Origin of the sequence: Cedecea sp. FDAARGOS_727, assembly GCF_012273235.1 — a bacterium.
Classification (GTDB): Bacteria; Pseudomonadota; Gammaproteobacteria; order Enterobacterales; family Enterobacteriaceae; genus Cedecea; species Cedecea davisae.
On the sequence record NZ_CP050966.1, the window covers coordinates 626356 to 640134 of the forward strand.

General features: G+C 55.0%; 16 protein-coding genes. 6 read left to right on the forward strand and 10 right to left on the reverse strand.

Translation table 11 applies throughout. The features are described 5' to 3' along the window. Nucleotides 1-5: 5 nt before the first annotated feature. Genes flgG through flgB form a run of 6 tightly spaced genes read right to left on the reverse strand, consistent with a single transcriptional unit; the run spans nucleotide 6 to nucleotide 4246 of the window. On the reverse strand, nucleotides 6-791 hold the full coding sequence (flgG, locus tag FOC35_RS03085; protein ID WP_016535298.1) for a flagellar basal-body rod protein FlgG: 786 nt from the start codon (nucleotides 789-791) through the stop codon (nucleotides 6-8). Nucleotides 792-809: 18 nt separating this feature from the next. Further along, nucleotides 810-1541, reverse strand: coding sequence for a flagellar basal body rod protein FlgF (locus FOC35_RS03090; protein ID WP_016535297.1), 732 nt, complete (start codon nucleotides 1539-1541; stop codon nucleotides 810-812). After that, the gene (gene flgE, locus FOC35_RS03095) at nucleotides 1541-2734 is read right to left on the reverse strand and encodes a flagellar hook protein FlgE (protein WP_016535296.1); all 1194 of its coding nucleotides are present in this window, start codon (nucleotides 2732-2734) and stop codon (nucleotides 1541-1543) included. The genes FOC35_RS03090 and flgE overlap by 1 nt, the downstream gene beginning before the upstream one ends. A 36-nt stretch (nucleotides 2735-2770) precedes the next feature. Continuing rightward, a complete protein-coding gene (gene flgD / locus FOC35_RS03100; RefSeq protein WP_172568097.1) occupies nucleotides 2771-3445 on the reverse strand; it encodes a flagellar hook assembly protein FlgD in 675 nt (224 codons plus the stop codon). Between the two features lie 2 nt (nucleotides 3446-3447). After that, nucleotides 3448-3873, reverse strand: coding sequence for a flagellar basal body rod protein FlgC (gene flgC, locus FOC35_RS03105; protein WP_016535294.1), 426 nt, complete (start codon nucleotides 3871-3873; stop codon nucleotides 3448-3450). 22 nt (nucleotides 3874-3895) lie between these two features. After that, entirely contained in the window at nucleotides 3896-4246 is a 351-nt protein-coding gene (flgB, locus tag FOC35_RS03110) for a flagellar basal body rod protein FlgB (protein ID WP_039897984.1), read from the reverse strand. Between the two features lie 88 nt (nucleotides 4247-4334). Here flgB and flgA point away from each other — a divergent pair, with 88 nt between their 5' ends. The 6 genes from flgA (at nucleotide 4335) to FOC35_RS03140 (ending at nucleotide 8811) form a co-directional block, all read left to right on the forward strand. Further along, nucleotides 4335-4850, forward strand: coding sequence for a flagellar basal body P-ring formation chaperone FlgA (gene flgA / locus FOC35_RS03115; RefSeq protein WP_172568098.1), 516 nt, complete (start codon nucleotides 4335-4337; stop codon nucleotides 4848-4850). 138 nt (nucleotides 4851-4988) lie between these two features. Next, nucleotides 4989-5261 carry a flagellar biosynthesis anti-sigma factor FlgM gene (gene flgM / locus FOC35_RS03120; protein ID WP_016535291.1) on the forward strand — a complete coding sequence of 91 codons (273 nt, stop codon included), beginning with the start codon at nucleotides 4989-4991 and terminating at the stop codon, nucleotides 5259-5261. A gap of 3 nt (nucleotides 5262-5264) precedes the next feature. After that, the gene (gene flgN, locus FOC35_RS03125) at nucleotides 5265-5702 is read left to right on the forward strand and encodes a flagellar protein FlgN (RefSeq protein ID WP_016535290.1); all 438 of its coding nucleotides are present in this window, start codon (nucleotides 5265-5267) and stop codon (nucleotides 5700-5702) included. Between the two features lie 140 nt (nucleotides 5703-5842). After that, nucleotides 5843-6463 carry a class I SAM-dependent methyltransferase gene (locus FOC35_RS03130; RefSeq protein ID WP_172568099.1) on the forward strand — a complete coding sequence of 207 codons (621 nt, stop codon included), beginning with the start codon at nucleotides 5843-5845 and terminating at the stop codon, nucleotides 6461-6463. Next, complete coding sequence (locus tag FOC35_RS03135) at nucleotides 6456-7595, forward strand: CDP-glycerol glycerophosphotransferase family protein (RefSeq protein ID WP_172568100.1); 1140 nt, start codon at nucleotides 6456-6458, stop codon at nucleotides 7593-7595. The genes FOC35_RS03130 and FOC35_RS03135 overlap by 8 nt, the downstream gene beginning before the upstream one ends. Nucleotides 7596-7599: 4 nt before the next feature. Then, entirely contained in the window at nucleotides 7600-8811 is a 1212-nt protein-coding gene (locus FOC35_RS03140; RefSeq protein WP_172568101.1) for a CDP-glycerol glycerophosphotransferase family protein, read from the forward strand. A 43-nt stretch (nucleotides 8812-8854) separates the two neighbouring features. On the opposite strand, the gene FOC35_RS03145 is transcribed toward FOC35_RS03140, so the two are convergent. From FOC35_RS03145 to FOC35_RS03160, 4 genes are read right to left on the reverse strand one after another with little or no spacing between them, the layout of a single operon-like run. Then, nucleotides 8855-10966: a glycosyltransferase family 9 protein gene (locus FOC35_RS03145; RefSeq protein ID WP_172568102.1), complete on the reverse strand. Its 2112-nt coding sequence runs from the start codon at nucleotides 10964-10966 to the stop codon at nucleotides 8855-8857. 28 nt (nucleotides 10967-10994) lie between these two features. Continuing rightward, the gene (locus tag FOC35_RS03150; RefSeq protein WP_172568103.1) at nucleotides 10995-11387 is read right to left on the reverse strand and encodes an adenylyltransferase/cytidyltransferase family protein; all 393 of its coding nucleotides are present in this window, start codon (nucleotides 11385-11387) and stop codon (nucleotides 10995-10997) included. After that, nucleotides 11384-12328, reverse strand: a complete 945-nt coding sequence (locus FOC35_RS03155) for a hypothetical protein (protein ID WP_055696346.1) — start codon at nucleotides 12326-12328, stop codon at nucleotides 11384-11386. Before FOC35_RS03155 ends, FOC35_RS03150 begins: the two co-directional genes overlap by 4 nt. Before the next feature lie 34 nt (nucleotides 12329-12362). Continuing rightward, nucleotides 12363-13775, reverse strand: a complete 1413-nt coding sequence (locus FOC35_RS03160; protein WP_172568105.1) for a glycosyltransferase family 2 protein — start codon at nucleotides 13773-13775, stop codon at nucleotides 12363-12365. Nucleotides 13776-13779: the final 4 nt, after the last annotated feature.

Genomic DNA, 13779 nt, shown 5'->3' on the forward strand with positions numbered 1-13779 from the left:
CATCATCACATCGACTGGGTGACAAACTTCAGCATATCGTCGGCGGCAGAAACCATTTTGGCGTTCATTTCGTAGGCGCGCTGGACGGTTATCATGTCAACCATCTCCTCAACAACCTGCACGTTTGAACCCTCAAGCGACCCCTGCTCCAGCTGGCCAAATGCCTCTTCACCGGGAACGCCCTCAACCGCTTCGCCGCTGGCAGCGGTTTCACGATAGAGGTTGCCACCAACGGCTTCCAGACCGGCTGGGTTAACGAAATTCACCAACGTAATTTGCCCCAGCTCAACCGGATCCGTTTCGCCGCCAACCTGCGCCATCACCGTGCCGTCTTTAGCAATCTGGATCTCTTTGGTGTTGGCCGGTAGCTCAATCTGCGGCACCAGCGGCAGACCGGCGGCGTTGGTAATCACGCCTTCCTGATTGCGCTGCAAATTGCCCGCGCGGGTGTAGGCAATTTCGCCGTCCGGGGTTTCAACCTGGAAGAAACCCTGCCCGGTGATTGCCACGTCAAGATCCTGCCCGGTGTTCTGGATGTTGCCGGTAGAGAACTCTTTCTGAGTCCCGATAATTTTTACGCCAGTGCCGAACTGAATACCGGTCGGCGCGGTGTTGTTCTGATCGAGCTGGCCGCCGGGCGTGCGCTGGTTCTGGTAAAACAAGTCCGAGAACATCACGCGGTCGCGCTTAAACCCGGAGGTATTCACGTTGGCGAGGTTGTTGGAAATTGCGCCCATTTTGGCGTCCTGCGCCGCCAGGCCGGTTTTACTCACCCATAAAGCTGGATTCATCGCTGGTTATCCTTGTAATCAACTGCCGCGCAGCAGGCGATTGCCCGCCGTGGCCAGGTCGTCCGCCGCTTTCATCATTTTGATCTGAGCTTCGAACTGTCGGTTCAGCGCAATGCTGGAAACCATCTCGTTAATGGCCGAAACGTTGGCCGTTTCCAGATGACCCGCCGTCACCATGACCTCTTCGTTCCGGGGATTGGTCAGCGCATTGGTTACCAGAAACCCGGAACTGTTTTTCTGCAACTGTCCGGCGGGAATATCCACCAGCTTGAGCCGGTCAATATCCATCGGCACGGCAGGGCCGCCGTCGTCCGGCACGATGCTTATCACGCCATCGTCGGCAATGGAGATTTGTGAAAACGGCGGCAGGATGATGGGACCGTTGTCCCCTTCAACCGGCAGGCCGTTAATCGTCAGATCGCCTTCCGGGCCAACGTCTATTTGCCCGTTGCGGGTATAAACCTCGCGGTTGCCGCTGGCCAGGGCTATCAGACCGCTGCCGCGCAGGGCAACGTCAAGGTCACGCCCGGTCTGCTTTGCGGTTCCCGGCGTCATATCGATACCGCCGCTGGTCTGCTGAACCAGGAAACGCGAGTTATAACCCTCGCCCTGGATCTGCTGAGCCTGGGCGCTTTCCAGATCGCTACGAAAGCCCTGAGTATTAACGTTAGCCAGGTTGTTCGCGTGGATCTGCTGCTGAGACAGGCTACGGTTTGCGCCGCTGACCGCGGTGTAAATTAAGTGATCCATTACACGGCCTGGAACAGCGCGTTCATCATGCTGTCGTTGGTGCTGATAACTTTGGTATTGGCCTGATAATTACGCTGAGCGCTCATCAGCCCGACCAGTTCCGAAGTTAAATCAACGTTAGAAGCTTCCAGCGCGCCGGCTTTAATTGAGCCCAGCAAGCCAGTACCCGGCGCACCGGTCAACGGCGTGCCTGATGCTGCGGTCTGCGTCCAGGTCGTGCCATCCTGGGCGGCCAGGCCGTTAGGGTTAGCGAAGTTAGCCAGAATTAACTGCCCCTGAAGCATGCGCTCGCCGTTAGAGAAAGTGGCGTAAACCGAGCCATCTTCATCAATCTGCTGGCCGGTTTTCTCGCCGGATGCGTAGCCGCTGCCTTTATTCTTGCTCACGGAGAAGTCGGAGCCGTACTGCGTGGTGCCGTTATAGCTGAGATCGATGGACAGGCTCTGCGCCCCAGGAATATCCACCGTCAGATTCACGGTACCGTTCGGCGTTTTCAGCACGCCCTGATCGCTAAATTCAAGAGTCTGGGTTGCCGGGTTGCTCATCGGCTGGTCGTCCATGTAGTAATGAACTTCCCAGGTATTTTCGTCGGTTTTCACGAAATATTGGTTAATGGTGTGCTCGCGCCCCAGAGAGTCATAAACCTGCGTGGCGTAGGTGTTGTTGTAAGAGGTGTTATCTTTCGGGTCGAATACGTCGGTTTCCGGCTTCTCCGCGCGCGCGTCAAGGTTGGCGGTAAAGTCGAGGCTGTCGGTAGCCTTAGCCGGGATAGAACCGCTGCTGATAGATAAATTACCCACGCTACCCACCTGCAATACGCCGTTAGCATCTACCGGGTAGCCCTGAAGGTTCATGCCGGAGCCGTTAACCAGGTTGCCGCTGCTGTCGGTGCCGAAGTAGCCCGCACGGGTATAAGCGGTAGTTCCGGCGCTGTCGCGCACGACGAAGAAACCGTTGCCGCCAATCGCCAGATCGAGGCCATTACCGGTGGCGGTTATCGAGCCGCCACGGGTAATGCTCTGCGTCACACCGCTAACGCCAACGCCAAGAGGCTGGCTCTGGGCATACAGCGCGGCAAACTCCGCGCGGCCGGATTTAAAACCAACGGTGCCGGAGTTGGCAATGTTGTTGGAGATAGCATTCAGCTGTTCAGTAATGGCGTTGAGGCCGGAGGTAGCAATACTAAAACTCATGTTATGTCTTCCTTATTAACTCTTTCTGCCCGCCGTTCACGCCTGTGAAGAAGGAGAAGATTTTCCAAATTGGGTGATGTGGTTGTAGGCGATTTCGCCCAGGCCGGAGATATTGAGCAGCGTAGGGCTGCCGTCGAGCGGGATGCGCACGTTATTAACGATGCCGCCAAGCTCAACCGGAACTTTGTCTTCCCCGGTGTCGGTCACAACGCTGACGGTATATTTCCCTTCGGAAAGCCCCAGCTCTTTAGGATCGATGGAGAAATCCACCTGCCCAGCTTCCTGCTTGCCCAGCTCGATTTTGTGCTCGGTTCCGGCGGAGTCTTTGACGATAACCGTCACCACGCCTGCGGCGTGATCCAGCGTCAGGCGACCATCCACGTTGGTGGCACCGTCGGAGGTAAAGTTGTCGCTCTGCACCATCACTTTCTGTCCGACCAGATTGCCGGTGGTCAGCGTTTGCAGGTTGTCCATCAGCACGGAACTGTTGGCCATCAGCTGCGACATGGTCTCCATCGACTGAACCTGGGTCAGCTGCGCCAGCTGGCTCACGTATTCTGTACCGTCGGTCGGATTGAGCGGGTCCTGGTTTTGGATCTGGGCAACCAGCAACTGCATAAACAGGCTATTCATACCGGCAGCGCTGCCGTTGTTAGCCACGTTGCTGTCGCTGGCTGCATTAAAAGTACTGGCGTCGTTATTGACGTTCATAATTACACTTCTCCGAGCCGCAGCAGGCTTTGCTGCATGCTTTTAACGCTGTTAAGTACATCGACGTTGGTTTCAAAACTGCGCGAGGCCGACATCATGTCCGCCATCTCTTCCACCACGTTCACATCCGGGTAATAGACATAGCCCCGGTCATCGGCCATCGGGTGGTTTGGCTCGTAGCGCTGCACCGCGTTGCCGGTTTCGACCACATCCATAATTTGCACTCTGGCCCCGGTCAGCGCCCGGTTGCCCATCAGCTCGTCGTTCTGATAAACCGAAGCAAACACCGGGCGACGCGCCTTATAAACGCCCCCCTCGGTCGCCGACGGCGAGTCGGCGTTAGCCATGTTGCTGGCAATGGTGTTCAGGCGTACGGTCTGCGCCGTCATTGCCGAGCCTGAAACACGGTAGATATTGTTAAATGCCATCGTGTGTAGTTACCTGAGTTGGTTATTTCCCTTCGATTGCCTTTTTCAGGCCAACAAATTTCATATTCAAAAATGCCAGGCTTGACTGGTAGTCCTGGACGTTTTTCGAAAACTCAGCCTGCTCAACGTCGAGAGCAACGGTGTTGCCGTCGGAAGAGGGCTGATAAGGCACGCGATATTTTTCCTGCGGCGAAGAGTCGAGAGAAAAACTCCACGCTGAACGTTGCATCTCCGCGGCAAAATCAATATCTTTAGCCTGGAAGTTTGGAGTGTCGACGTTAGCCAGGTTGGCGGATAGCAACTCTGCTCGGGAAAGTCGAAGTGCTACTGCCTGCGGATGAACACCCAATGCTTTGTCAAAAGAAATACTCACAACCCACATCCTCGTGATGAAATAACAACGGCAAAAAATCGCTAATACATCCTTTGTATAGCAATTACCGTGCCAGAGTTATAACATCATGAATCTAAACAGTTTTACCAAACAAGACAGCCGCAAAGGGAAACAAGATTTCCCCCTTTCCTTCCGCCTGATGGCGCTGACGGGCGCGCTGCTGCTCTCAACACCCCTATACGCGGCAGAACAAGAAGCCGTGGTCGCCAAAGTTGCGCTTGAGCGCGGGCATGTGTTGACCCGAGCCGACATGCAAATGCAAACCGTTCGAGCCTCCGGCTCCCGCTCCGCTTACCTCACTAAGCCCGCTGAAGCCGTCGGTATGACGCTAAAACGCCGCCTGCGTGCGGGCCAGCCAATCTCCCTCGCGCATCTGGACTCCCCGGTGCTGGTGGAGCGCGGGCAGCGCGTGCTGATGGTTGCCCACCAGGACGGGATTGAAGCCCAGACGCTCGGCGAAGCGATGAAAAAGGGGCGTAAAGGCGAAACCATTAAGGTGAAAAATGAAAGCAGCCAGCGCGTAGTCAGTGCCGTAGTGGCCGACGCGGGCGTTGTGCGTATGCTCAACACGGCGGGGCGATAATTTTTTACTTCGCGATTAAAGTTTTGCTCTCTGCGGGTCGCTTTAACCCGGTAAGGAAATGGGAAAGATGTTTTCCTCCCCGTGGATTCACCTTGCAGCCCAATAAAAACAGACCCATAGAGCAACCGGAGAACAGCGATGAAAGTTAACCCAACTCAGTACAGCCTGGCCGTAGCCACCCTAAATACCGGTGCGACCAGCCAGACTCAGCCGCAGGCTGACGAAGGCAATAGCGTTGAAAAAACCCGCCCGGTCGATCCGGTGCTGGGGGAAGCGCAAAACCAAATAGGCGCCATGCCGGAAGTTGATATGGCGCGCGTAGAAGCGATGAAAGAAGCCATCGGCGCGGGCAAAATCAGCATCAATCTGGATGAACTGACCGACGCGATGCAGAAATATTATCAGAGGTAGTTTATGAGTAACCCGGCCCAGGGCGTGAAGCAGCTAATTGAAGATATGATTGCCGATCGTAAGCATTACACCGAGCTGAATGCCCTGCTGGAGCAGCAACGCCAGCTTATTGTCGGCCGCCAGGCCGCCGAACTGGATGAACTTAATAGCAGACTCATTCAGACCTATCAGAGCCTCGCAGCCAGCAGCCAGCAGCGGTACTCCACGCTCGCTGCTCTTGGCGTTCCCGCTGGCCCTCAGGGAATTAAAGCCCTGTTCTCGCGCCTGCCAGAATCACACAAAAGCCGTGTTTTCGCCCTGTGGGAAGATTTAGAAACCCAGGCCACGCAGTGCAAGGCGACAAACGAAGGCAACGGATTACTGCTCGGCATGCAGCAGGAGATCCTCGAAAACCTGGTCAACAGCGGCGAGCCGGAAAACTGGCTTTATCAGCAGGTTTAATTCCGTTTCCTTCATCAGAGATAACAACCATGAAGTCCGTTCAGGCTGCGGCGCATCAGGCAAGCTGTAAAGTATGTCGGCACGCTGCTCCCCTACACGGCGTTTGCGATTTTAATAAAAATTGCGAGGAACGCCGGGGAATGCATTTGCCATTAAGCGGCATCCCCATCTGGTACAACCGCTGCGAACGCTGCGGCTTGTTGTTTACTACCGCTTTCGATGACTGGCAGGTTTCAGACTACCAGCAGGCTATTTATAACCAGGCCTACGAGAGGGTCGATCCGGATTATGTCTCACGGCGCGCCGAGCAAAATGCCGACATGATTGCCAGCATGCTGCCCGGAGAACGCGAAGTACGGCTAATGGATTACGGCGGCGGTAACGGCACGCTGAGCCGGCTATTGCAAGCTCGCGGGCTCGACGCCCACAGCTGGGATCCGATGAATAGCGAGCCATTTCCTCAGGACGAAACCTTCTCCGTAGTCACCGCATTTGAGGTCTTTGAGCACACTCCCGACCCGCATAAAACGCTGCACGAAGCGCTGGCGTTGCTTGAGCCGGAAGGCGTGCTGCTCTTTTCAACCTTGCTGATGGAGCAGGCCGATCGGCGGCTAATGGATCACTGGTACATCGCCCCACGCAATGGCCATATTACTCTGCATACCCGCCGGTCTCTGGCTCACCTGTTTGCCGAACACGGCTATCAGGTCAACCACCTCAGTAACAGCTTACACCTGGCTAAACGTCACCATCATGAATGAAATTGCCCCTACGCCTGCCCCGGCACCGATTGGTTTTTATATGGAAACCGCTTTTCACTACCAGGTCTATCGCTCAATTATCACCGAGCTTCTGGACCGCGGCTTTTCTTGCCGATTGGTGATAAGCGACGGCATGCCCCCCGCTCTGCTGAAAGATATGCAGGAGTTATTGGGCAAAATCGATGAGCCACGCCTTGGCGCCTGTCTGCTGTCGAAATCCCTTGCGGTTGGCACCCCTTTCAGCTGCCTGGTCAGCCCTTATTATGCGCCGGGAACGGATAGCCTCGCTCCGGTTCATATCCGCACACTTTATGGTCTGGCAAAAGAGCAGTGGAACCACGCATGGTGGAATGTGTTTTATTCCAAAATTCTCTGCTACAGCCACTACAGCCAGCAGGCGCTCAATATCAACGGCAACGCGGTAGCCGTCGGCAATCCTCGTTTTGACGCCTGGCACAACCAGCCGGACTCCCTTGAGGGCATTGAAGAGCTGAATCTGGATCCGCAAAAACCGACGCTGCTCTACGCTCCAACCTTTGGCTCATTGAGTTCAATTCCCCACTGGGCAAAGCAGCTCGAGCGCCTGGGCCACGACTTCAACATCATTACCAAATTGCACCATGGCACGCTGTGCCGCCCGGAAGAAGCCACCTCGTTGGCGCTCGCCCGCCGCCATTTACACAAGCGGGTTAACGGCCATCATCTGGCCTTCCCTGCATTGCGCGTGGCCGATTATGTTCTTACCGATAATAGCGGCTTTATCTTCGATGCCATTCACGCCGGTAAACGCACTATTTTACTGAGTTGGGACAATATGGAAGCCCTGCTGGAAGGCCAGCAAACCTTCTCAAGCCAGTGGAGCCCCGATCAGAAAATCCGCTCCCTGCTGCCGGTTGCGAAAAACATTGAACAGCTGCGCGAGACGCTGGCCGCCGAGGAAAAATGGCGCTCGCTGGAGAGCGAGCTGGAGCTTATTCGCTATCAATATTGCGATGCATGGCAGGACGGCAAGGCCGGTAAACGCGCGGCAAATGTGATAATTGAGGCCATAACCGCACCGGAACCGCCGGAACAAAATGCTCTGCTGCATAGCCTGCGCCAAAGGCTATTTGCCGGGAAAGCGAGAGGATAAAACCATGAGTAACGAAATCATCCAGCGGCTGGCCAGCCTGTCCCAAAAGAATCGTAAAAAAAGACGGGTGCTTTTTTTCGGCCGCGAGGAGTTTAGCGACAATACTAAATACCTTTTCCTGCACGCTCTGGCGCAGGAAAAAGATTTCGAGGTTATCTGGTGCAGCACGCAGCCGGAGCTAATTAACAAGCTGCGTCAGCACGACCTTCCCTGCCATTTAATCAACAATGAAACCTCGCTGGAGTGCATTAATTTGTTTCTCAGCGCAGCGGTGGCGGTCTTCTCGGTCAACCCTTCTCAAAGCCTGAATGGCGACGAAGCGCTGTTCGCCAGCCTTCAGGGCGCCAGGCATATTCAGCTCTGGCATGGCGTTTCGGTAAAACATTTATTGCTCAAGCTGATGCCCCATATGGATGTGCTTTCCTATGACTTCCGTCGCCCGCTGGACTTCGCCTCCCGCGCGGACTGTGTGCTGAGCACCTCATCAAAGCTGGATGATTTCTTTAATGAATCTTTTGCCGCTCGCCGCATAATCCGCGCCGGCTACCCACGCAATGAAGTGCTGGTTCGTGAACCAAACAAACATGAAATGATCGGCAGCGAACTGCCGGAAGCGCTGCTACAGGCGCTGAAAAATAAAAGAAGGAAAAAGATCCTTTTTGCCCCCACCTGGCAGCGTGGGCACTCGGATCTCATCACTTCTTCGCCAGATTTTCTGATGAAGCTCATTCAGGCGGGCGATCGCCTCAATGCCGATATCTTTATAAAAAGCCACCCGATCTATGTTGAAGCAGGCGCTACACGAGCCCTTTCACGGCAGGCTTTCTACATAAATCCTTGCACCGATCTGTATCCGTGGATGAGCCATTTTGATCTGCTGGTGACCGACTATTCGTCGATCATGTTTGATTTTCTGCTGACCGGAAACCCGGTAATGAAGTTGAAAATCGAACTGAATGATCACCGAAGCTTTGAGCCAGACTATTCGCTGATCCCGTCGTTAGATTTTGCCTATGATTTTACCGAAGAGACTTTTGCCTCTGCGATGCGTCAGGCATTGCTTAACGACACCATGCGCCCGGAGCGCCAGGCCATGTGCGATGAACTGTTCGAAACCGATGCGGATAAGGCCTGCGCCTCGCTGTTTAATTTACTCAGCCATGAAGTGGATGCATGCGTGGCGGGCGGACAACGTTTTACCGTAGAGCAATATTGAGAGTCCGCGGCTCCTTTCGTTTAAGGCGAAGGAGCCGCGCCTGTTAGCGAGTCAACACAAAGCGTTCACTCGTAAGAAAACGAGTGATAGCCAGCCAGAACTCAGCGGCTGAGTACGCTTTCAGGCAGCTGTATTGCTGATTATTGGGGCACCACTTCGCAAATGCGGCGCTATCAAGCTTAAAGCTATCTCCACCCGGCATCTGGCGGATAAACTCAGCATTCTGGATAAGGCCTCCGCACTGGCCAAAATGGCAGCCCACATCTACGCCCAGAGCATTCCAGCCCGGCTCACCGTTTCTGACAGGCAAGCGCCAGGCCGAAGGGATAAGAGAGTAAAGGGCGCAAATTGCAATTGATGTCATTCCGGCCAGCGCCACCGGCCCCGAGTCGCACGCCACCAGCAGCTGGCAGCGCCGCATCAGAGCGATGGTTTCCAGCACGGAAAATTGATTTATCGCGTCAATCACGCCCGGCAGCTCGAAGGCCATCATTTTTTTGTCGCGATGTTTATTGGTGTCGCTGCCAATCAACACCACCTTCCAGCCGCTGCTCAGAAATTCTTGAGCCAGACGGTGCCACTGTTCCAGGCTCCAGGTACGGTTCGGTGCGCCAATGTTCGGGTGCAGCAGTACGACTTTCTCTTCCTTTAATCGATGACGCTCAATAAACGCGTCAGCCTTTGACTGCGCGGCAGCGGGAACGGCAACAGAGGGTTGTTTTTGCCACTCGCTAAAGCTGCCGGGGAAGTCCTGCAAAAAAGCATCCGTCATATGCTGCGGAGCGAGGAAATGCCCCCAGGATGAAAGCGTATGCAGCTTGCCGCGTTTTCGGGCTGCAAGAATTTCAACATTCTGTTCCGCCGTCAGGGCATGGATATCCCAAAAATCATCGACCGCCGGGGAGGCATTGATCAGGTCTGCATAAAGCCCGTTGGCGGCAAAAACAAACCTCTCCGTCATATTTTCCCGCAGCGCAGTAAGACAGCCCAGGGCATAAACCACATCGCCCATCGAGGCCGTGGAATAGAAGATGCGTTGGGGTGGGCGTGAGTCGGCAAAAGCGGCAACCTCACCAAGAAAAACTACCTTTTCCCGCGCCAGCATGCCGCACTTAACGGCAACTCTCGCCGCCGCGCATTCTCCCAACTCTTCCTCGTGGGAAGCCGCCAGAACCACTTCTCTGGCCTCAAGTTTTAGCAATACCGGGCTTAGCACTCCGGCCGCGATTTTTGGTGCTAATCCCAACAGTTTCAAAGCAGCTAACGGGAAGTTATCAGGTAAAAAAAGCACATTACGGCCGAGCACCGTGGTTATTTTCTGATGCTCAGAAACGTTTTTACCCCAATAAATTACCGGAGCATCCTGCGGCCTTGTTAGCCCGGCAAGCTGCGCAAGCCAACGTTTACCGTGTACTTCCCTGGTAGAGTTAAAAAGCGGTTCCCCGCCAACCACAGTGAGACAGTCAGGATGCTGCATAAGCTCTTGTAGCGTGAAATATAATCCGGCTGGCAGAGCAAAGATTCGCAGATATAAAACACTCTGTTTCTCGTCGAGCGGAGCAAGTTCACAACAGCTCAGCCCGTAGCGTTCCAGAGGAGAAAAATTATCAAGTGCATAGCCGCTGGGGTAATAAGTCACCTGAACGGCATCCGGCCAGGCGTAATTCAGCAGCAGGCTCCAGCCGTCGCGGGTAACCATCGTTTTTTCACCCTTCAGAGTAGCTCGCAGCGCTGAACCATAGCTTTTCAAAGCAGCTGCAAGCTCGCCTGAGGGCAAGGTTGCCATCTCGCTGCGTCCTGCCAGATCCGCGTAATCATCATCATAAATATTGAGGTGAACAACCGGAAGATGTGCGTTAAGCGTCTCAAGTAAAGGGAGTAATTCCCGACAGCTCCCTAACCCGCAGTGGATTTCCAGCAAACTGAGGTTACGCTCCGCCAGAAATGCGGCAAGCTTATCCATCATCGCCTGACAGCTATCGCCGCTGTAAGGGTACACCGCAACGTTGTAAGCCTGCAAAACAGCGCTGTCTACCTGGCTATCCCTCACTAAAAAAACGGTAAAGTCGGCGGGATTAGCCAGGCCATGAACAAAATTGATTAGCTGATGCGAAAACGCTGCCTCACCGCCATCAAGAAATAGTTTAACTTTCACCGTCTCTCCCCGGACGCAAGCCAGCAGATTATAGAGATTTAACCACTTCAATTATCGACGTGGTAGAAATCGACGGTGTGCGCGGAAAGTAGACCACCCGGCACAAGGCACTGTAGCTATCGAAGCGCCCCTGCCAGTCATCGCCCATGACCAAAATACCGGCATGATATTGCTGAATGTATTGCGCTTTCAGCTCCAGCGATTCTTCAAGAAATACGCCATCCACGCACTTCAGCCCGGCGATAATTTGCATTCTGTCCTGCTCGCTGTAGACGGGTTTACGCCCCTTCTTTTCTTCGTTGAGTGCATCCGAGGAGATCCCCACCATCAACCGGTCCCCCAGCGCTCTGGCCCGGGTAAGAATATTCAGATGGCCAGCGTGAAACACGTCAAAAGTGCCGAAGGTGATAACCGTTGTCATAGCAAAGACAGCCCGCACAGCAGGCTGTAATCCGCACTGTTTTGCTCATCAACCTGCGCCGGGTTGGCTTTACGCCAGCTAAACCAGGCGCTGAACAGCGTGACCACATCCTGCTCCGTCAGGCTTTGATTATTGCCAAGCCAGATGGCGCTCAGCATCTTAATCTGGAAGAAGTCTTCCGCCAGAGCGAGGAAAGCCGCGCCGTAGTTTTCGCAGCCCACGCCCGGGAATACGTCATGGTAGAGTCGATAAATCAGCATATTGCGTAAAATATGCGGCTGCTCGCTGAACAAGGTATTCCCCTGCGTAGCGGACCGCAGCTCGGCCAGACGCTCGCTAAGGCGGCTGGCGGGCATAATGCCCAGCTCGCTCAGCTTCAGCATCACGCTCATTTTTTCCGCCATCGGCAGGTTGAGGCTGAGGCGCATCGCCCCCATCGCCTTCAGGGTAGCGAGGACGTTTTCTTCAATCGGCGGCAGCAGTTGAAGCTGCTGCTCCAGAACGCCGTGCTCCGCCAGCTGGGCCAGTTGCTCGCCCATTGAGGCCAGCAGAGCCGGGTCATCACTTCCCTCTTCGACATATTGCCGCGCTTTGCTTAGCAGCACGCCGATGGCGTACAGGCTGCCTTCCAGAGATAACGAAGGATGAATGGCCAGGTTGATGCACTGCTGGTTTAGCGCCTCATCCCACGGCGAAAGCGCGGTCTCTCCCCGCACCCCATTCCGGGAAATATGCAGCACAAATGCCTGCGGGTTGAGCAGCAGCTCGCGGGCCACGCTTTCACAGCCCGGCTCCAGGCTGTCGCGCTGCTGCGTGTTGAGATAAACGTTGGCCTGCGGCCAGCCCTCCGCGCCGTTAGCGCAGGCCGGGCATGAACAGGCGTCGTTCAGGGCGTCAAAGCGGGTAACAAATTCGGGTTGATAACGTTCGATGATATCCATTTCTCTCTCCGGGGCGGCCTCGGCCATCCCTTACTTAATTGTGTTTACGGAAGAACCAGTGGGTGCAGTCAACCGGCTTACCGCTTTGGCGGTCGCGCGTTTGCTGAATAAAGGCAAAGCTCGGGTAAAACCCGAGCCAGCAGTTATCCTGGAATAACGGCTGCCAGGCTTGGTCACGCGTTTGCGAAGCGTTGATTGCCTCGCGGTAGGCCGCCAGCAGCGCCGGGTAAAAATTGGCATTAACGGCATAGGCACAGCCGCACTCGGCGGCGCGAACCCGCACCACGCCCTGCAGCGAGTTCATCAGCCGCAGTTCGCTGTATTTTCCGCCCAGCATCAGCGCCTGCCAGTCGAGATGCGGCAGCTTGCTTAGCAAGGCGTTAACCTGCTGAACGGAGTTTTCTTTTTTCACAAAGTTGACCGTCGCATCCAGCAGCAGCACGTTGCCCCAGCCTTCCTGCTGTGCCCGCTCGAGTATTGCGCAGTGGGTTTGCAGTTCGGCGAGGTCGGCGTCCTCGTGCTGATGAAGCGCCACCGGAAACAGCTGGCTGGCGGAAAAACCAAAGCCCATCAAATCACGGCACTGCTGCTCCAGAGCCTGCTCCTGCTGCGGGGCGTAAATAACCGCCACCTTATCGAATACCGACCACAGCACCGACTGGTGAAGCGGCGCGCGGCTTAAACGCCGGTAATGCGCCAGCAGGTTTTGGTCTTTAACCAGGTCCTCAAGGCGTAGCTCCACCGGGATGCTGCTGCCCATAATGAAGTCTTTGTCGTAGGTATTGCTGCTGTGGGAGATGCAGACGATGGCCTTCTGCGGGTCAATTTGCAGCACCGGCGTGGTGAAGTTATTGAGGAACGCCTGCTCTTCGCCAAGCGTTGCATCGTCCTGGTAGCGGTGTCTTTTCAGCAGATTTCGGTGCAGGCCGAAGCTTCCGTTCAGCGCATGCTGTTGCCCAAACGGATGCGTGAGATACATTTTGTCGAGGTGGCTGTACCAGACGTAGATCTGATCGCAGCCGGAAAACAGCGCATTGTGGCCCAGCATTTCGCCAACCTGATGCGAGATTTTTTCCGGCGGGTAATAGTCGTCATCGTCAAAGCTGATGATGTATTCGCCGTTGGCCAGCTGATTAAGCATGTTGCGCTTTTTGCCCAGCGCCAGCCGCTCGGGGCTGTGAATGTAGCGAACATTTTGCTGAGCAGCGTCAACCATCATTTCAATCAAGTCCTGATTACTCTGCTCTGAGTCATCGAGGATGATTAGCTCACGCTTATCCGCCGGATAGTCCTGATATTGGTAGATATAAAGCAGGTACGGCAGAAATTCGCGGCGGTTCCACGTCGGGCAGACTACGCTGACAAACGGCGTTTTTGATACGGCGGCCGCACGCTGGCGCTTTAGCAAATTATCCAGCAGCGTGGCGCGGTTAGCGGTTGGTTTCATAGAT